This is a genomic window from Clostridium saudiense, assembly GCF_000577815.1.
In the GTDB taxonomy this organism is placed as follows: domain Bacteria; phylum Bacillota; class Clostridia; order Clostridiales; family Clostridiaceae; genus Clostridium; species Clostridium saudiense.
Window position 1 is genome coordinate 1 of record NZ_CBYM010000033.1, and the last position, 19,737, is coordinate 19,737.

The 19,737-nt window shown below is 27.7% G+C and carries 16 protein-coding genes; 15 read left to right on the forward strand and 1 reads right to left on the reverse strand.

The window, feature by feature from the left end:
* Positions 1 to 306 precede the first annotated feature (306 nt).
* From TY07_RS13435 to TY07_RS13485, 12 genes are all read left to right on the forward strand, one after another.
* A complete protein-coding gene (locus TY07_RS13435) occupies positions 307 to 750 on the forward strand; it encodes a MarR family winged helix-turn-helix transcriptional regulator (protein WP_042400980.1) in 444 nt (147 codons plus the stop codon).
* A 199-nt stretch (positions 751 to 949) separates the two neighbouring features.
* Positions 950 to 2,683 (forward strand): ABC transporter ATP-binding protein, encoded by a 1,734-nt coding sequence (locus tag TY07_RS13440; RefSeq protein ID WP_042400984.1) that lies wholly within the window; start codon positions 950 to 952, stop codon positions 2,681 to 2,683.
* Between the two features lie 13 nt (positions 2,684 to 2,696).
* Entirely contained in the window at positions 2,697 to 4,730 is a 2,034-nt protein-coding gene (locus TY07_RS13445) for an ABC transporter ATP-binding protein (protein WP_074431763.1), read from the forward strand.
* 229 nt (positions 4,731 to 4,959) lie between these two features.
* On the forward strand, positions 4,960 to 5,889 hold the full coding sequence (locus TY07_RS13450) for an IS1/IS1595 family N-terminal zinc-binding domain-containing protein (protein WP_042400987.1): 930 nt from the start codon (positions 4,960 to 4,962) through the stop codon (positions 5,887 to 5,889).
* 824 nt (positions 5,890 to 6,713) lie between these two features.
* Positions 6,714 to 7,985, forward strand: a complete 1,272-nt coding sequence (locus tag TY07_RS17425) for an FHA domain-containing protein (protein ID WP_055291893.1) — start codon at positions 6,714 to 6,716, stop codon at positions 7,983 to 7,985.
* Positions 7,986 to 8,003: 18 nt separating this feature from the next.
* Positions 8,004 to 11,690, forward strand: a complete 3,687-nt coding sequence (essC, locus tag TY07_RS17430; RefSeq protein ID WP_078061378.1) for a type VII secretion protein EssC — start codon at positions 8,004 to 8,006, stop codon at positions 11,688 to 11,690.
* A gap of 2 nt (positions 11,691 to 11,692) precedes the next feature.
* Positions 11,693 to 11,944 (forward strand): hypothetical protein, encoded by a 252-nt coding sequence (locus TY07_RS13460; protein WP_042400990.1) that lies wholly within the window; start codon positions 11,693 to 11,695, stop codon positions 11,942 to 11,944.
* 93 nt (positions 11,945 to 12,037) lie between these two features.
* A complete protein-coding gene (locus TY07_RS13465; RefSeq protein WP_042400992.1) occupies positions 12,038 to 12,340 on the forward strand; it encodes a WXG100 family type VII secretion target in 303 nt (100 codons plus the stop codon).
* Positions 12,341 to 12,355: 15 nt separating this feature from the next.
* Positions 12,356 to 12,658, forward strand: coding sequence for a pore-forming ESAT-6 family protein (locus TY07_RS13470; protein WP_042400994.1), 303 nt, complete (start codon positions 12,356 to 12,358; stop codon positions 12,656 to 12,658).
* Between the two features lie 24 nt (positions 12,659 to 12,682).
* A complete protein-coding gene (locus TY07_RS13475) occupies positions 12,683 to 12,934 on the forward strand; it encodes a DUF4176 domain-containing protein (protein ID WP_078061379.1) in 252 nt (83 codons plus the stop codon).
* Positions 12,935 to 13,406: 472 nt separating this feature from the next.
* The gene (locus TY07_RS13480; RefSeq protein ID WP_042400998.1) at positions 13,407 to 13,685 is read left to right on the forward strand and encodes a hypothetical protein; all 279 of its coding nucleotides are present in this window, start codon (positions 13,407 to 13,409) and stop codon (positions 13,683 to 13,685) included.
* Positions 13,679 to 14,944, forward strand: coding sequence for a hypothetical protein (locus TY07_RS13485; RefSeq protein ID WP_042401000.1), 1,266 nt, complete (start codon positions 13,679 to 13,681; stop codon positions 14,942 to 14,944). The genes TY07_RS13480 and TY07_RS13485 overlap by 7 nt, the downstream gene beginning before the upstream one ends.
* Positions 14,945 to 15,110: 166 nt before the next feature.
* Here the strand turns inward: TY07_RS13485 and TY07_RS13490 are convergent, their stop codons facing one another.
* Entirely contained in the window at positions 15,111 to 16,235 is a 1,125-nt protein-coding gene (locus tag TY07_RS13490; RefSeq protein ID WP_042401002.1) for a YARHG domain-containing protein, read from the reverse strand.
* 438 nt (positions 16,236 to 16,673) lie between these two features.
* Here TY07_RS13490 and TY07_RS13495 point away from each other — a divergent pair, with 438 nt between their 5' ends.
* The 3 genes from TY07_RS13495 (at position 16,674) to TY07_RS13505 (ending at position 19,152) form a co-directional block, all read left to right on the forward strand.
* Positions 16,674 to 18,269, forward strand: coding sequence for a peptide chain release factor 3 (locus TY07_RS13495; RefSeq protein ID WP_042401005.1), 1,596 nt, complete (start codon positions 16,674 to 16,676; stop codon positions 18,267 to 18,269).
* A gap of 210 nt (positions 18,270 to 18,479) precedes the next feature.
* Positions 18,480 to 18,770 (forward strand): nucleotidyltransferase domain-containing protein, encoded by a 291-nt coding sequence (locus tag TY07_RS13500; protein ID WP_042401008.1) that lies wholly within the window; start codon positions 18,480 to 18,482, stop codon positions 18,768 to 18,770.
* Positions 18,757 to 19,152, forward strand: coding sequence for a nucleotidyltransferase substrate binding protein (locus TY07_RS13505; protein WP_042401010.1), 396 nt, complete (start codon positions 18,757 to 18,759; stop codon positions 19,150 to 19,152). The genes TY07_RS13500 and TY07_RS13505 overlap by 14 nt, the downstream gene beginning before the upstream one ends.
* Positions 19,153 to 19,737 lie beyond the last annotated feature (585 nt).

Genomic DNA, 19,737 nt, shown 5'->3' on the forward strand with positions numbered 1-19,737 from the left:
ATATAGTTTTTTACTAAATATAATAATAAGTAAATATGGAATATAGAATTTGGGTTAAATATAAGAACTATAGCATAAAAAAGAAATAGATTTTAATTTCAGTTATAAGTGTTAGAAAGTGATTTATATGTGAGTAAGTGTAGAAAAGTATTATATTTCTTTGAAAATGAAAAAATGATAGTAGTAATCAATTACATTGCAATGAGTAAGCTTATTTGTAATCTTTTTATATGTTTTAATAGCTTGACTATAAAAAATAGCAATGATAGAATACATAGTATGCTATGTATTGAGGAGGATAAAAAAATGCATAACTTTGATCCTAAAGAACATATTGGATTAATGATTAAATTTCTAAATGGGAAAATTAGTAATAAAATTAATAAAAACCTTGCGGAATTCAATTTAACAGGAGTACAACATGAGATTATATGTTTTATAGATAGAAACGAAAGTCAAAGAGATGTATTTCAAAAGGATATTGAAAAGTGTTTGAAATTAACGAATCCTACTGTAACAGGCATAGTAAAACGACTAGAAGAAAAAGAAATGATAGCAAGGGTTCCAAGTGAACAAGATGCTAGATATAAATGTCTTCATGTAACTGAAAAAGGAAAAGAAGTTATATGTAAAAGCTTTAAGTTTGGTGCAAACAATATTGAAAAGCAACTATCTAAAGGAATGACTGATGAAGAAGTAAAAATGTTTAAAGATTTATTATATAGAGCATTAAAGAATATGGAGGAGTAAAATCCTCTTATTTTTAAGTGTATATATAGCTAACTATGTATTGTTAAATTATTGATAATGTTTAGAAATAGCTATATTTTCAAATGTTAATAACATCAATGCGGATTTTAAGTTAATGTAATAAAAAAGTTATCGCATAACAAATCGGCAGATAGTGTTTATATAAAAATTAAAAAATTATTATAAAGAGGTGAAATATATGATTAAAAAATTAGCTCCTTATATGAAAAAATATAAGACACCATTAATATTAGGTGTTTTATGTGCGGCATTAGAAGCTACTTTTGAATTATTAATCCCATTAGTAATGGCACAAATAGTAGACGTTGGGATTTCTACTGGGGATACAGGATATACAATAAAAATGGGATTATTAATGCTTGTAATGGCAGCTATTTCTTTAAGTTTTGGTATTGGATTATCAAAATTTTCAGCTATAGCAGGACAAGGATTTGGTGCAGAACTTAGACAAGCTGAGTATGAAAAAATACAAACTTATTCTTTCAAGAATATTGAAAAGTTCAGTACTGCATCTTTAATAACAAGACTGACTACTGATATTACAATGATACAAAATTCATTAACAATGGGTATTAAGCTCTTAGTTAGAGCGCCTATGATGCTTATTGTTGCATGTATTTTATCTGTTGCAATTAGTCCACAACTAGCAATGATTTTCTTAGTATCTATGCCAGTTCTTATAATTTCAATTGGATTAATCATCAAAAATGTTAAGCCAAGATTTGAAGCTATGCAAAAGAAGATTGATAACTTAAATACTACTGTACAAGAAAATCTAATTGGGATTAGAGTTGTTAAATCTTTTGTAAGACGTAATAAGGAAAAAGAGAAATTTAAGAAGAGTAATGATGAATTATTACAAGCTTCTGAAGGTGCTTTTGGTATAGTTGTTTTAAACATGCCAATTATGCAAGCTGTTGTATTTGCTAGTATTATAGGTATTCTTTGGTTTGGTGGAAATATGGTTCATGCAGGAACATTAACTGTAGGTAAGCTTACAAGCTTCATGACTTATTCTTTCCAAATACTAATGTCTCTTATGATGCTTTCTATGGTTCTTATGATGCTTTCAAGATCAGTTGCATCTGCAACACGTATTATTGAAGTTTTAGAAGAAGAATCAGATATTAAGGATCCAGCTTCACCTATAACTGAAGTTAAGAGTGGAGAAATTGAATTTAGAAATGTTAACTTTAAGTATGAAGATGATAGTGATGAAAACAACTTAGAAGGAATTAACATTAAGATTAAATCTGGTGAAACAGTTGGTATTATTGGTAGCACAGGTTCAGGTAAGACGAGCTTAGTTCAACTTATTCCAAGACTTTATGATGCAACTGAAGGTGAGGTTTATGTTGGAGGAGTTAATGTTAAAGACTACCATATTGAAACTTTAAGAAATGAAGTTGCAATGGTTCTTCAAAAGAATACATTATTCTCTGGAACTATTAAAGAAAACCTTATGTGGGGTAATGAAAATGCTACAGATGCTGAAATTGAAGCTGCAGCAACATCTGCATGTGCTGATGAATTTATTAATATACTTCCAGGAAAATATGATATGCACTTAGAACAAGGTGGAGTTAATGTATCTGGTGGACAAAAACAAAGACTTTGTATAGCTAGAGCAATATTAAAGCAACCTAAGGTATTAATCTTAGATGATAGTACAAGTGCTGTTGATACTGCTACTGATGCAAAGATTAGAGCGGCATTTGCTAATGATTTAAAAGATACAACAAAGATTATAATTGCTCAAAGAGTTAACTCAGTTGCTACTGCAGATAAGATTATCGTTATGGATGATGGTAAGATAAGTGCAATTGGTACTCATGAAGAGTTAATGGAAAATAGTGAAATTTATAAGGATGTATACAAATCTCAACAGGAAGGGGTGGGTTTACGTGAGTAAGAATAAGAATGAAATGCCAAGACAAGAAAGCAATAATTCTCAAGGGCAAGGATCACACGGTGCACCTGGAAAAGGTGGCAAAAAACCAGGACCTCAAAAGCCTAAGAATATAGGAAAAACAATAAAAACTTTAATGCATTATGTTGGAAGATATAAAGCATTATTAGCTTTAGTTATAATATTAATAGTTATAAATTCATTTGCAATGGTTGCAGGATCATATTTCTTAAAGCCATTAGTAAATAATTATATATTACCAGGTGATTTTACTGGACTAGCTAAGATGTTAGCACTACTAGGAACTATATTTGGAATTGGTGCCCTTGCCTCTTATGGATATTCAAGAATTATGGTTCATATAGGTCAGAACACTATTAGTAATATAAGAACAGATTTATTTAATAAGATGCAAGAATTACCTATTAAGTACTTTGATAGAAATACTCATGGTGACTTAATGAGTTTATATACTAATGATATAGATAATATTGGTGAAGCTTTAAATAATAGTTTAACAAATATTTTAGCTTCAGGACTTACATTCATTGGAACAATAGTAATGATGGCTGTTTTAAGTCCAGTGTTAATACTAATAACAATAACATTCTTAGCTGTAATGGTATTTGTTATAAGTAAAGTTGGTGCTAAGAGTAAATATTACTTTGGATTACAACAAAAGAATATTGGTAAATTAAATGGTTACGTTGAAGAAATGATAGAAGGACAAAAAGTTATTAAAGTATTCTGTCATGAAGAAGAAGCAATTGAAGATTTCAAGAAGCATAATGAAGAGTTAAGAGTTGCTTCAACTGGAGCTCAAACATTTGGTGGATACATGATGCCAATGCTAGGTAATCTTTCTCACATGAATTATGCTGTAACTTGTTGTATTGGTGGTTTAATGACAATAGCAGGTGGTTTTGATATTGGGTCATTAGTGTCATATTTACAATATACAAAACAAGTTTCAAATCCTATAGCACAAGTATCTCAACAAGTAAATATGATATTAGCAGCCCTTGCTGGTGCTGAAAGAATATTTACAGCTTTAGATGAAGAAGTTGAAGTTGATGATGGTAAGGTTACTTTAACTAGAGTTGAAGTTAAAGAAGATGGAACTTTAGTTGAAACTGAAAAATATACAGGACACTGGGCTTGGAAGGTTCCAGCTTCAGTTGTTGCTAAGATGAATAACAGTGAATATGGTGAATCAGCATTAGAAATGGCTGCAACAGTTTCTGGTGTTAATGATATATCAGATTCAAGATTAGAAACAGCAGTGGAATTAACTGATGAACCTATATTAAAAGAGCTTACTGGTGATGTTAGATTCAAGAATGTAGTATTTGGATATAATGAAGAAAAAACTGTATTAAAAGATATAAGTTTATTTGCTAAGCCAGGTCAAAAAATTGCATTTGTTGGTTCAACTGGTGCAGGTAAAACAACAATTACTAACTTAATAAATAGATTCTATGAAATCAATTCAGGAACAATAACTTATGATGGAATTGATATTAAGGATATTAAGAAGGACGATTTAAGAAGATCACTTGGAATAGTTCTTCAAGATACGCATCTATTTACTGGAACAATTGCTGATAATATCAGATATGGTAATTTATATGCAACTGATGAAGAAGTTAAAGCAGCTGCTAAGCTTGCAAATGCTCATACATTCATTAAGCATTTACCACATGGATATGATACAGTAATTACTGGTGATGGTGAAGGATTATCACAAGGACAAAGACAGTTACTTGCTATTGCCAGAGCTGCAATTGCTAATCCTCCAGTTTTAATAATGGATGAAGCGACAAGTTCAATCGATACTAGAACAGAAAAACTTATTGCAGAAGGTATGGATAAGCTTATGGAAGGAAGAACTGTTTTCGTAATTGCTCATAGACTTTCTACTATTAAGAATTCTAAAGCAATCATGGTTCTTGAACATGGTGAAATAATTGAAAGAGGAGACCACGATTCTTTATTAGAACAAGGTGGAAGATACTATCAATTATATACAGGAAAAGCTGAATTAGATTAGATAAAGATAAGTGCCACTATGATTAACTAGAGATTTAGATTAATCATAGTGGTGTTTTTATTTCTAGCTTTATTTATCAATAAAAAATTATACAAGTTTATTTAATAGAGAATTCTAAGATTAAGTATTAAATAAATTATAATTTTGGAATTATATAAAAAGTAAAAATTTATAATGATTATGTTTATTAAGAGAAATAGAAGGTAATAATCACAAATGGTGATGAATTATGTATGAGAGATATAAAATCTTAATAAAAAATGCTCCGGAAAGTGTAACAAATATAAATTCCAAATTTAATGTTATTAAGGGGAACGAAAACAATAATAAAAAATGTCCTTATTGTGATAGTAATAAGATTATCAAGTTTGGATTTTATAAGGGAATCCAAAGATATAAATGCAATAACGATGAATGTGGAAGAACATTTAGTGGTGATAGTAATAATCCATTTAGATGTTCTAAAAAGTTTAAGGATAACTGGGAAGAATATTTCAATCTTATTACTAAGGGGCTATCTTTAAGAGAGTGTGCAAAGAAAATGAATATAACTATAGTGACATCTTTTTTCTGGAGACATAGATTTTTAAATGATTTAAAAGAACGAAATTACATTGCAAAGATTGGTTCATATGTTGAGCTAACAAAGATGGTTACACTTGAAAATTTTAAGGGGGATAGAAAATATCATGGTGAGAAAAGAGATAAAATTATAGTTATAAATGCATTAAATAATTATAATGATGTTCTTCCTATAATTGCTGGAAGATCTTTTTTTGGATTTTATGAAATAAGAGATAATCTCATACCTAGATTAGATAAGCATGCTTATGTAGTTGGATATACAGATTCTAGACTTAAATTATTTTCTAAAGCGTTTAATGAAATTAATAAGAGAAAGTTGGATAATGAAAATATTTCAAGGATGGATATTATGTACTCTATTAAAGTTAAAAAATGGCTTAGCAAATTTAAAGGGGTAGCCAGTAAGTATTTAGATCATTATTTGAGTTGGAGAGTTTTTGAATATAAAAATAATAGTGAAGATAGAAAAGATAGTTTTTTTATAAAAACGTCTAACATTGATATTAATATAAAAGCAGAAATTAATACATATTCATCATGGAATAACATAAAAGCAAAGGTTATATCGGTATAATTATAATTTAGAAATGCGTTATTTATAATGATATATTTAAAGAATATACATGTAGTTATAAAATATTGGATTAATTCCAAAAATAAGAACAATATTAACAAATATGGGATTAAATATGTGGATAAAAATAACATTGGTGTGGATAAATTTTGAAAAATATAAGAGAATAGTATAAAATTTTAATAATCCACATATAGAAATGATTTTGTGTGAATTGTTTTCTAGTGCCTGTGGATAATTTTTCGATTTAAACTATTATTATTTTAATAATAGTTTATTTGTGGTATGTTATTCTTAAAAACTATTTTATAGGGACGAGTCATTATTATACAATCCATAGATTATCTAGTCAATAGTATAATGATTAATTAGTATAGAGGTCTGTTATATCAAAATGTTGTTAACAACATTTTGATATAACAGACCCCTATGTGAGTAAATGTATTATAGCTAACCTTGCTTAATAAATATTATAATTAATAAATTATAACGTAATGTATATAAATGAAATAAGTTATTTTAACAACTTAACTATTAAATTAAAATATATAAAGTTAAAATCCTTTAAAAATTAAAATTATTATCATATAGAGCTATTTTGAAATTGATAAAGTTTTTTATATCAATTTTTAAAATAGCTTTTAACTTTATTACATAAAAAATAATTCAAATTTAATATATAAGAGTTTTTAATCAATATTATTCCTAAAAAGCTTTATTTATTGTAATTTTTTCTAATAAGCCTATTATATTTTCTTAAAAAATTAATATTAAAGGTCATTTTTTAGGATGAATGCAAATATAGATTATAAAAAAGGGGGGAAATGAGTTTGCTAGTAACTTTAATTGATAATAATAAAAGCTTTGATTATGTACTTCCTAAAAAAGTGGCTGGAAAATACATAATAAATACTAAAGATGATGAGGAGAAATTAAAGCCACTAATTATTGTTGAAGAAGAAGAGGGAAAATGGGTTTTAAAGTCAAATAAAAATGCATTCTTAAAAGATAATCAAGATAATTTATTAGTAAAAATAAAATTACAGCCATCAAACATATATAAAATATTCAAAAAAGATTCTACATTTGCTTCTTTAATTGCCTTAGATGAGTGTGATGAAACTCATAGATTTAAATCATATAAAGTAAATACAGATATAATAAAAATAGGAACATCTAAAGAATCTAATATACTTTTTAGAAGCAAATTAGTTTCTGAAAATCACTGCTATATAAAATATAGTAAAAATTATAGTGAAGCAGTAATTATAGATAATAGCAGTGATAACGGGGTCTATGTAAATGGAGAAAAGGTGACGGAGAAAAGGCTTTTAATAGGCGATGTAGTTTATATAATGGGATTAAAAATAATATATAACGGAAATATATTATCAATTAATAATCCTAATAATTCTGTTACTATTGATGAAATAGATTTTACTTTAATTAAAAGACCTGTAACAAAAAATATGGCTGAAGACATATTAGATGAAATTGAAGAGGAAGTTATAGAAGAGGATATATTTTTTAGGTCACCAAGATTTAAAAATGACATAAAGAAAAGAGAGTTCAAGATAGATTCACCACCACCATCAGAAAAGGTTGAAGATGTACCAGTAATGTATATGTTAGGACCAGCTATTACTATGGGAATGGCAAGTCTTATTACAAGTATAGTTTCAGTTCAAAATGTTATAAGCAATGATGGAGATATTAAAGAGGCTTTACCTATGATTTTAATGTCTTTTAGTATGATAATTGGTACAGTTTTATGGCCAGTTTTGACAAAGAGACATGAAAAGAAGAAGAATTTAAGTAAAGAAAAAATAAGGGAAGAAAAATATAAAAAATATATAGAAAAAATAAGAAATGATATTCAAGAAGAAGCTGAGAAGCAAAGGAGAATATTATATGCTAACAATATTTCAATTTATGAATGCATCGAAATGATATCAAATAGAGACATAAATATTTGGGAAAGAATAATTGAGCATAATGATTTTGCTAAAGTGAGACTTGGAGTAGGAAACATACCATTGGAAGCAGATTTTAAATATCAAGAAAAGAAGTTTTCATTACAAGATGATAAATTATAAGATGAATTATATAGATTAATTGATGAACCTAAAATTCTGCAATCAGTACCAATTACAATATCATTACTTGAGGAAAAGGCAAGTGGAATAATTGGAGATAGAGAAAGTGCAAAGTTTTTTATTAAATCATTAATATTTCAATTAGCAACACTTCAAGGTTATGATCAGTTAAAATTTATATTTTTGTATGATGAAGAAGAGGAAACGGATTGGGCATTTGCAAGGTGGCTTCCACATTCATGGAATGAAGATAAGAGTATTAGATTTATATGTACAAACATAAAGGATGTAAAGGAAATATCGCTTAGTATAGAAAAATTAATAATCCAAAGAAAGACGAGTAATTCTCATGGAAAAGAGAAGATAATACCTCATTATATTATATTTTCTATGAGTAAAGGTTTAGAAATAAGAGCTGAATTTATTAAATCAATATTAGAGGAAAATGAAAATTTAGGATTTAGTATAGTTAGTTTATATGATGAAATAAGAAGTTTACCTAAGGAATGTTCTACAGTTATAGAGGTTACGGATACAGTAGCTCAAATATATGATAAAGATGACATTACGGGAAAATATATAGAATTTAACATGGAGATTGATAGGGATTCGGATTATGAGAAGTTAGCAAAGGAATTATCTAATATTAATCTTAATGAAGAAAAAAACAAAAATACATTGCCAGAAATGATAACATTCTTAGAGATGTTTAAGGTGGGGAAAATAGAACATCTCAATATATTAGAAAGATGGCAGGAAAATGATCCTACTAAAACAATTGAAACTGAAGTTGGAGTGGACACTATGGGAGAAGTGTTTAAATTAGATTTACATGAAAAGTTTCATGGACCACATGGGTTAATTGCTGGAATGACTGGGTCTGGTAAAAGTGAATTTATAATGACATTTATACTTTCTTTAGCAATTAACTATCATCCAGATGAGGTTGCATTTATTTTAATTGATTATAAAGGTGGAGGGATGGCAAATGCTTTTACAAACTTGCCACATATTTCTGGAACAATAACAAATTTGGATGGAGCAGCAGTTAAGCGTTCATTAATATCTATAGAAAGTGAATTAAAAAGGAGGCAATCTATATTTTATAAAGCAAGTAAGCAAACTCAAATAAGTAATATTGATATATATAAGTATCAAAAATTATATAGAGAAGGTAAGGTTAATGAACCGTTATCACATTTATTTATTATATCTGATGAATTTGCAGAGCTTAAAGTTCAACAGCCTGAATTTATGGAGCAACTTATAAGTGCAGCCAGAATAGGTAGAAGTTTAGGAGTTCATTTAATTCTTGCAACACAAAAACCAGCAGGTGTTGTTGATGATCAAATTTGGAGTAATTCTAGATTTAGAGTTTGTTTAAAGGTTCAAGAAAAAGCGGATAGTATGGATGTAATAAAAAGGCCAGATGCTGCTGAGATAGCTGAAACAGGTAGATTCTACTTGCAAGTAGGTTTTAATGAATTATTTGAAATGGGACAATCAGCGTGGTCAGGAGCTCCATATTATCCAACTAATAAATTTGAAGCTGATAAAAATGAAAATATAACTGTTATAGATAATATAGGAAGAGTATTAAGAAGTACAAAGATAGATAAAAAAGCAAAATCTATCAAAAATCCTCCAAAGCAAATAGACGAAATAGTAAAATATATTATCAAAATTGCAGATGAAGAAAATATAAAAGCAAGACCAATATGGCTTGAACCAATAAAATCGGTAATTTATTTAGATGACATAAAAAATAAATACAACATTAAAGATATTAAGTATAAGTTTAATCCTGTAGTTGGAGAGTATGATGATCCTGTAACACAATCTCAATATGCAATGACAATACCTATTTGTAAAGATGGTAATGTAATTATTTATGGAGCTTCAGGTAGTGGTAAAACTACATTTATTACAACTATTATTTATTCGTTACTTGAGGGACATAGCCCTGAAGAGATTAATATTTATATTTTAGATTTTGGATCTGAAATATTAAGAGTATTTGAAAAAGCACCTCATGTTGGAGAAGTTTTATTATCTTACGAAAATGAAAAGATAAATAATTTATTCAAAATATTATATTCAGAAATAGAAAAAAGAAAGAAATTATTTGTTGAATTTGGTGGAGATTATAATTCATATATAAAAAATAGTGGCAGTACTATAGAAGCATTATTAATAATTATAAATAATATTACAGCATTTACTGAAGCCTATGAAGAGTTATCAGACAAGTTAGCTTATTTAATAAGAGAATGTACAAAGTATGGAATTTATTTTGTTACAACTGTACCAAATATAAATGGAATAAGATATAAATTAGCTGAAAATTTTAAATACGTATATTCACTACAACTTAATGATAATAGTGAATATGTATCGATACTTGGGCAAACTGATGGCGTTATTCCAGCAAAATATAAGGGAAGAGGTATATTTAAAGTTGATAATGTATATGAATTCCAAATAGCACTTCCTTTTAAAGATTTAGATAATACATTTGAATTAATAAGAAGATATTGCAATAAATATAGCAAGGAATGGAATGGTAAAGTAGCAAAGAAGATTCCTGTATTACCTAAAAAAGTTGATTTAATATTCTTTAAAGATGAAATAGCAAGAAATCAAGTAAATGAAGTAAATCAATTTAATAAGGTTCCAATTGGAATAGAAAAGAGTACATTAAAAACTTTATATTATGATTTTGATAAAGAATTTATAACGGTAGTTTTATCACAAGATCAAAGTAAAAATAGCTTTGGTCAAGGTTTAGCAGAAGTTATGTCAAATTGCATAGATTGTAGATATAAAGAAGGAGAAGAAGCTATAAATGAAATAATGCCAAGTAACAGTAATGTAATAATAGCAAACAGCAATGATAAGGTAACATTAGAGATAAATGATGTAGAGATAAATGATGTAGATGATAGTATAAAGATTGGATATAAACCTATAGAAAAAGATTCAATAATTGTAAATAAAGCAGAAGAAATTATAAAGAAGCAATATGAATCTATAGAGAAAGATGAAGTAATAGTGATAGATGCAATTAATTCTTTTATTGATGATGATAATAAGAAATATAGATATATTAATGATTCTTCTCAATTTGAAGATATAGCAGTTGAATTATTTAACACATTAGTAGAGAGACATAAAGCTATTAAAAATTCAAAGGAATGTAGAAATAATAAACTAAAAGAGGATGTAAGTAATAAAATAAAAGAGAATGTAAGTAAGAGGGTAAAAGAATATGAAAGTAATAAGGTGAAAAGAGAGAGTCTTAATAGACAAGAGGAAGTCAGCATTAAAGCTTTAAAGTATAAAAATATAAAATGTATAATCAATTCATTTAGTGAATTTTATAAATATCTATCAGCAGATGGAAAAGATAAAGTTAATGTATTTATGTTAAATGGTAAGGTGGAATATAATATAAACTTTATCATAATTGAAGATATTAATAATTTAAATTCATTTGTATATGAAGAGTGGTTTAGTAAGCATGTTTCATTAAATAATGGAATTTGGATAGGAAATGGTATTTCAGAACAATATCATTTAAAACTCAATAAGATTTCTAAAGAAATGTATTCAGATATTGGAGATGACTTTGGTTATGTAATAAATGATAGCAAGGCTAAGTTAACTAAGCTACTTACAAGTATTAATAATATACAGGGGGAATAGTTATGGATAAAGTTCTAATAGATATATTTTTACCTGCTATTAATAGAAGTTTTGAAGTTTATATACCATTGGATTCAAAGTTTTATGAGATAACACCCTTAGTTTCTAAAATGCTAAGTGAATTATCTAACGGATTATTTATTTCAGGTGATGATTCAATTTTATATGAAAGAAAAACCGGAAATATATTAAATATAAATATGTCAGCTAGGCAGTTAAATATTAAGAATGGGGACAATTTAATGTTGTTATAAGATACAGTTAATAATGATATCTAATATCATTAATTAATAGGTTTAATGATATTAATATATATAAATCTTATAGATATGAAGGGGTGGCTATATATGGCAAAAATTATGGTTGATCCAACTAAATTAGAATTAGTTGCAAGTAAGATAGAAGAGCAAGCATCTGATTATTCAAAGTTATATCAACAACTATTTACAGAGGTGGAAGCAATGGGGAAAGCATGGCAAGGGGCAGATAATATTGCTTATACAACTCAAATTGAAGGATTTAGAGAGGATTTAAATAAAATCAAGCAGGTATTAGATGAATATTCTTCTTTTTTAAGACAAAGTGCAAAAGTATATAAGAGTACCCAAGATGAAGTAATAAGTAAAGCAAAAACTTTAACAAATAAATAAAGAGAGGTTATTAAAATGGCTATAGAAGGAATTAGTATTAGCTTAGAACAAGTTTTGGAAACAGCAAGAAATATAAAATCATTAAATACTCAAATAGTAACAAGGTTAAATGAAATAAAGAGGGAAATGAATTCATTAGAGTCTAGTTGGCAGAGTGAGAGTTCAACTACAATAAGGGCAAATTTTAATAAATTAGAAGCTAAGTTTGAAAATTATAAGAATATAATAGATTCTTATGGAACATTTTTAGAAAATACTGTTGAAGCTTACTCAACAACTGAATCAAGTATTAATAATAATGCAAGTGCATTTGAGTAATAATTAGAAATGAGGGGATGTTTGGTGGATAAATATTTGCCTATTGGCTCAGTAGTTTTATTGAAAAATGGAAGAAAGAAAATAATTATTTATGGTAGAAAGCAAATGCATGTTGAAACTGGTGAAGAATGGGACTATTTAGCTTGTTTATATCCAGAAGGGAACATAAATGAAGAGTTTATGTATTTATTTAATCATGATCAAATAGATAAAGTTTATTACTTAGGATATGAAGATGAAGAAGAAAAAAGATTTGTTGAAGAAAATTTAAGTTAATTCAATTTGAAAAATTTTAATTTAAATTAAGAGATTTAAGTTAAGTAATAAAAGTAAATAATCTAAAAAATAAATTAGGCTAAAAATTTAAATTAAAAGATTAAAAAGACTAATCTATAAGCTTAAAAGTAGTTAAAATAGTAGCTAAGTTAAAAGTTTAAAAGAAGCAATTAAAGCAATAAATAAAGCAGATAGTAAAAATGAGCAACTAAAGTAAGTAATTAAATAAGAAGTAATAAATAAAGTAATAAGCAATAAGTAATAAGGCGAGTAGTGTTAATAAGGGGCAATTATATAAAAAATAAATGTGGAAATTTCTACACTAAAAGTTTAATAAGGTAATTTGGGTGTAAGCATTGTTAAATTAGTATCTAATACAATATTTATATGAATACTTAGAGGGAAGGTTTTATATAAGTAAGTTCAAATGTTTTAATTAGCTACTAATGTTTAATTGGGGTGATTGTTTATAATGTTTGATAATATAAGAAATATAAACAATGGAAGAAAAGTTTCAGAATTGGGAAATGAAATTAAAGGGATAGGAATTAAATGTGAAAGAGTAACGGATATTATACCTAGCAAGTACAGAAGTATAGAAACTTCAGCCATAATAAGAGAAATATATAGTATAAGAGAAGAACTTAATAGTATAGGAAATGAACTTGAAAGTTTAGGCGAAATTATTGTTAGTGTTTCAAAAGAACTAGAAAATAATTCGTTTGATAAAAATGGTGGATGTAGTTGGTAGGAAATGATATGGATATATTAATAGATACAAATAGTATTAGGGCTAAAGCAAATGAATTAGAAAGGCTCATGAAAGAGCTAGATAGAAAAAATGATAGTTTAGATAAAATAAAAAAACAACTTGATTATGAGGTAAAGTGTAAAAGTAATATATCAAACTCCATAAGTAACATTAAAATGAGAATATCAATGGTTGAAGATAGAATAGGTAAAATTAATTACTTATTGTTATTTGTTGCAACCAGTTACGAAAATGCAGAAAGATCACTGACAAAGTTAAGTAAGGAATTTGAGGAAAATTTAAAATCATTAGGATTTTTGTTTGTATCAGTTTATGGTAAAAGTGAAAACAGTATAGATAAAAATAAAAAAAATAAAAAAGATGAAAAATGGTATACAAGTAAATGGTTTAAGATAGCTGTAGGTGGAGCTGTTGTTGTTGGAGCAGCTATTGCAGTAGTAGTCACTGGAGGTTCAGCAATGGCGATTGGAGCTGCTGTAGGAGCGGGGGCTATGGGAACTGCAAAGGGAATAATTAGTGGTATTAAAATTGAAAAAGATGGAAAAGACTTTATGGATGGATTTGCAGATGGCTTCATGAAAGGAGCAATTTCAGGAGCAATAACAGGTGCCTTTATTGGAAAAGGAGTAGGAACAACCTTAGCCAAAAGAGCAGCTCAAAAAGCAGCTTCAAATACTGCGGCAGAAATGGCCGCAGAAGTAGGAACAGAAACAACAGTAAAAACCGCTGCCGGTAGTATTTCAAAAATTAAGCCTGCATTTAAGAAAAAGATAATTGATTCAGGTAAAAATGTTTTAAAAGATTCAATTAAATCTGGAGCGGAGGAAGCGCTTAAAAGTGATGATAGTGGTTTAGAAGTTGCAGATGATTTTCTTAAAGGAGCAGGAAAAGGAGCCAAGAATTCAACATCAAAATTAGTTAAGGATGTATTAAAGGGGAAGGCTGGCAATAATGAAGCCACAGATATTTTAATAGACGGTGGAGCAGCTGTAGTTGAAGAAGGGATTGATTCTATTATAAAGGGTGAAAAGCTAACAGCAGGTGAAGCGTTGGAGGCTTTTGAAAATGGTATTAATGATTCTGCAAAGGGAAAATTAAAAAAAAGTATTTTTGGTGAATCTATAGATAAGAAGGGGGAGATAATTGTAGATTTATCGTTTAATGAGGAAAATACTAAGATTATTGATGGCATATCAGAAAGGATAAATAAAATGAACAATAAGGATTCAAATAGTTGAAATAGTGGTGGATCATGAGAATGAAGTGAATAAAGTTGTAAGGTTTACTTCATTAAACATAAAAGGGACATGATATTTTGAGTCATGTCCTTTTTTATGTTTAATTATATAAGTTTAGATGTACTATAAAGGATAGTAGATAGCCTTAGCGAGAAAGAGGATATATTTATTTCCCTAAATCATGCATTAATACATTTTTAGTTCGACGTTCCCTTTCTTCTGCAAGAAGTTTTAAATTATTATCTTCAATATCGTTTAATGTTATATCATTAGAATGAGTATTATTATACCAGGATTTGTTTTCAAAGTAGTTATTTAGCTCAGTTGATGAAAAGCTATAACCATATCTAGCATATATTTCATTTATAGCAATAATAATTTCCCAGTTATTTTTTGATGAAATATCACTACTTGATAATAGTGAAGAAGAACTATTTGGAAAAACGTAATCAGAAGTTATATCTGCACATGAATCATGAGATAATTTTATAAATTCTACTGTTCTAATTAATTTACAATTATCTTCTTCAATTTCTGAATGAAGATCACCGGAATAATTGGAGTTAGATGAATACCATTCTTTACTCTCAAAGAATTTAGCAAGATTAGAATTATCATCAAATACATAGCCATACCTTGCAAACATTTCATTACGAGCAATAAATAATTCTTCTACAGAAAGAGAATTTAAATTTGAATAAGTTAATTTTTTAGTCTTGCTTTGAGGTAATATAAAATCTCTGTCTGCATATTTTTTTATATAAGAATCTACTGTGCTAGAATCTTCAGAGTTAATAATAGTTTTATTTTCGTTACTAGTATCATCATTATTAACTGTATTATCAGTATTACCTTGATTATTAGTTTCATCCGTATTTTCAATGATAATAGTTTCATCTATTTTTTCAGTGTTATCATTATCAATACTATTAATATCATCGTCATCAGTATCATTTCCATCGGTATTGTTTATAGTATCTACTGGATTAATAGTATCTATATTATCGGTATTAACTTTGGTTTTATTTTGATTATAAATTAATAATACAACTAAAATAACACATAAAAGAGAAATTCCTATTGCTATTGAAGAAACTATAATTACAGGTTTCTTGTTATGTTCTTTTTCATCAAAGTTTGGTATTTCTATTCTTGCAGTATTTTCTATGTTTTCGTCATGAGAAAGGTTAGCTTTATCTTGATTATTACTTGTAGTTATAGGTAAACCACATTTTGGACAATACCTCTGATTATCCAATAATTTAAATCCACAATGAGAGCAAATTTTCATTAGTACTTCCCTCCTTAAAATATAATATTGCCTATATTAAAATATTTGTGAAATTGAAAAAATATAACATTAAATTTTAAAAGGATTAGTTTGTATTATGAGAGAAAAAAGTATATAATAATTAAGTTAAGTGAGACTCCAAATTTCAATTTGGTTAGTCGAACTTACTCAGCGACTGAAAGGAGTCGAGTTTCCTTTAAAGTGAATACTCCAAATTTCAATTGATACTCTAAATCTTAGATTTAGTAAGTAGAAGTTACCTATCTGGTAATTTGGTTAGTCGAACTTGACGGAAATCCAAAATTTCAATTTAGTCAGTTAAAGTTACATACCGTGTATTCAACGACTAAGGGAATTTAAGATTCTTTTTATTAAAAAAGTTAAGATAAAGAAATTTTATTTAAATTTATATATAAATAATTTTAGGAGGACATAAAATTGGCTGATTACATAAATGAGATAAAAAAGAGAAGAACATTTGCAATTATTTCTCACCCTGATGCTGGTAAAACAACATTAACAGAAAAGTTCCTATTATACGGAGGAGCAATTAGACTTGCAGGTTCAGTAAAAGCAAGAAAAGCATCAACACATGCTGTTTCTGACTGGATGGAAATAGAAAAGCAAAGAGGTATTTCTGTTACTTCATCAGTAATGCAATTTAATTATGCAGGACACTGCATAAACATTCTAGATACTCCTGGGCACCAAGACTTCTCAGAAGATACATATAGAACTCTTATGGCTGCTGACTCTGCTGTAATGGTAGTTGATGCTGCTAAAGGGGTGGAAGACCAAACAAGAAAGTTATTCCACGTTTGTTCATTAAGAGAAATGCCAATATTCACATTTATCAATAAGATGGATAGAGAAGCTCAAGATCCATTTGGATTATTAGAAGATATTGAAGCTGAGCTTGGAATTAAAACTTATCCAATGAATTGGCCAATTGGTTCAGGTAAAGACTTCAAAGGTGTTTATGATAGACAAAATCAAAGAATCATAGCATTCAATGGTGGAAATCACGGTTCTACAGAAGTTGAAGCTATTGAAGGTTCTGTTGATGATGAAAAGTTCAGAGAAATATTAGGTGAAGCACTTCATGATAAATTAATGGAAGATATTGAACTTCTTGATATTGCTGGTGATGAGCTTGATATGGAAAAGGTTAGAGTTGGGGAATTAACTCCTGTATTCTTCGGATCAGCTTTAACTAACTTTGGTGTTGAGCCATTCTTAGAGCATTTCTTAGAAATGACTACATCACCACTTGCTAGAAACTCAAATATTGGAGAAATTGATCCATTTGATGATAAGTTCTCTGCTTTTGTATTTAAGATTCAAGCAAATATGAACAAGGCTCATAGAGATAGAATTGCATTCATGAGAATTTGTTCTGGTAAATTCACTAAGGGTGAAGAAGTATTCCACATGCAAGGCGGAAAGAAATTAAAGCTTGCTCAACCTCAACAATTCATGGCTGAAAACAGAGAAATTGTTGAAGAAGCATATGCTGGGGATATTATCGGGGTATTTGACCCAGGTATATTCTCAATTGGAGATACTTTATGTTCACCAAGCAAAAAGTTTAAGTTTGAAGGAATTCCAACATTTGCTCCAGAACACTTTGCCAGAGTTAGACCAGTTGACACTATGAAGAGAAAACAATTCGTTAAAGGTGTTACTCAAATAGCTCAAGAAGGTGCAATTCAAGTATTTAAAGAAAACCATGTTGGTATGGAAGAAATAATAGTTGGGGTTGTAGGTGTACTTCAATTTGAAGTTCTTGAATATAGACTTAAGAATGAATACAATGTTGATATCAAGATGGATAGACTTGCATTTAGATATGTAAGATGGATTGAAAGCTACGATGGAGATATTGATAGATTAAACTTAACTTCTGATGCTAAGAGAGTTAAAGACTTTAAGGATAGAGACCTTATTATATTCCAAAATGACTGGGGAATTAACTGGGCTTTAGATCATAATAAAGGATTAGTTCTTTCTGGTGTTGGTAAGAGCGACGAATAAATAAAATTTTAAATTATAAATAACATGTTACAGGGGAGGAAAGTTCCAAGTAACAAGTGATAAATGATAAGTGGCAAGTTGTGAGAATAATTTCACAGCTTGTCACTTTTCAATTATGTATTAGTTAATGGGATATATTAAGATGTTTATAAAGCAGTATTTGTGGTATATAATATAAATAAATATAGAAATAAGCGGAGGGAAGAACTATTGAATTTAAATAAGGATATAATAAAAGAAATAGTAGATATATCGAAAAAATATGATGGAATTAAAAAAGTAGTTCTTTTTGGATCTAGAGCAAGAGGAGATAATGAATTAAAAAGTGATATAGATTTAGGAATATATTGCGATAGTGATTTGTTATTATTTATTGAAGAAATTGAAAATAATACACATACACTTTTAGAGTTTGATTTTTCAGATATGAATAATATTCGAGATGAATTTTTTATAGAGCAAGTAGAGAAAGAAGGAATTTTATTATATGAGAAGTGTTGAATTTAAATATATAAATCTAAAGAAAGCCTATTTAAGATTAAAAGAAGTTAGTGATATGTATGATGGTAAAAATGATATAATAAGAGATAGCTTAATTCAAAGATTTGAATTTACATATGAGTTAACACATAAAACTTTAAAGGAATTTATGAAGTATTTAGGTGTAACATTGGAAAATTCATTTCCAAGAACTATATACAAAAAAGCTTATGTTAATAATTTAATTTCTGATGATCAGGTTTGGATTAATTTGTTAGAGGATAGAAACTGTACTTCTCATATCTATAATGAAAATTTAGCTGATGAAGTTGCTAGAAGAATTGTTGATAAATATGTAGATGCAATAGGTGAGCTTGTAAATAATTTGGAGAAATTATTATAATGTATAATTTTATAATTAGAAATTTCAGACGGCTATAGAGGATTATATAAAAATAGTAGTTTAGATTTTAATGATAGAGATAATATATTGATATTTTTATATAATTTATATGTAAGATTCCGATTTTGTATCGAAATGTTGTTGGATAATATATTAACGCGTTTATACAGCTTATAAAGTTATTAAAATTAATGAGTTTACATAGTATGGATAAAGCTAAATCAGAGAGAGAGAACAAATTGTGGTTATAAAATACAGTTTGTTCTTTTTTTTATGTCTAGAAAATTATAAAATTTTTGAAGTTGTAAAATAAGTGATATAAGTTATTCTAAACAGTTAGGGTTGTAAGGTTGATACTCTGAAATTATTATGGTTAATTAACATAACTATTATTAAATAATAAAATTTTAAAGTTAAGAGAACACTCTTTTTTAAATAAATGATTAAATATATTAAAAATAAAATTATAGAAATTAGAGAAAAAATATGGTAAAATATGTTAAATAGTTAACCTCAATAAAGTAAAAGGGATATTTTATTGAGATTTGCTAGTAATAATTTAGCCATTGAATAAATATATTTAAT